Source organism: Mycobacterium sp. ZZG, assembly GCF_054786995.1.
On sequence record NZ_JBTBFV010000173.1, the window covers coordinates 1 to 971 of the forward strand.

1 protein-coding gene is annotated in these 971 nt (G+C 58.5%); it reads left to right on the forward strand.

Annotated features, from left to right (window positions below; genetic code table 11):
• Window positions 1-153: 153 nt before the first annotated feature.
• A complete protein-coding gene (locus ACXMYJ_RS29200) occupies window positions 154-711 on the forward strand; it encodes a hypothetical protein (RefSeq protein ID WP_460359558.1) in 558 nt (185 codons plus the stop codon).
• The last annotated feature ends 260 nt before the right edge of the window (window positions 712-971 follow it).

A 971-nucleotide genomic window follows, 5' to 3' on the forward strand; every position in this document is an offset into this window, starting at 1 on the left:
GAATAGGCCCCTACCGGAGCGCACAGGGAAAAGCTGGGCAGACCAGCGGTTACGTCACGCTCACAAGCCCACCAAACGACAACCAGCCATGGCAGACACATCAATCACTCAAGTCCACGGATCGAGGCTAATCCTGCAAGACAACTCGCCCGAGTGGTGCTGGACGACGCGATGGCGATCGGGTCCTTGCTAACGATGAACCCGGAAAAGCACGGGTTGAAGTTCGAACCCGTCTTTCACGATGCAATCGGACATGCGGCTGCCGCGGACGGCACGACCTTCGACAAGTTCCTGGCGGATGCCGAGGCGGTATACATCGACTCCAAGAAGCGGAAACGCTCACGGAAGCCTGCCATCGCCCCTGACAAGGGCTTTGCACCCAAGCTCCGCAAGATCATCGGCAAAGAACTCCCCATGATGCAGGGGGATACCTTGTCATTGCAGTGGAAACGCATGGCGGACGGCGAATTTCTAGACGTCGACTACACGGATCGGACGCTATGGCTGAACAGTCGTTACCGCTCATTGTTCGCCCCGGAACGCGGCAGCCTCAACGACGCTCCCGTGATGAAGGCGCTGTTGTACCTACTCACCCACCATGTCTTTGAGGGCCAGTACATGGGAGCGAAAGACCGGGACGAAATCGCCCTCTGGAAGAGCGTGCTCGGCGCAGCAGCCCTCGCCGAGCAGCAGATGCGGGACCACAAGTAGACATAGCGAGAACGGAATCGGGACGTGAATAGAGAGCTTCCGGACGCTCGCCATCTTACTTTCGTGAACCTTGAACAACTCTGGCGCGGAGGAGTTCCACTGATACTCCCCGTCGATGGAACTCCTACCTGTCGAGCAATGATCAGAACCTGTGGATGAGCCTCGGTGTGGGGGCGTGAAAGTGGGCGCACCTTCCCGAGGATGATCTGAATATCCGAAGGTCCGATCATGAGCCGGCGTTGGCGCGCTGGTTCGGGAAG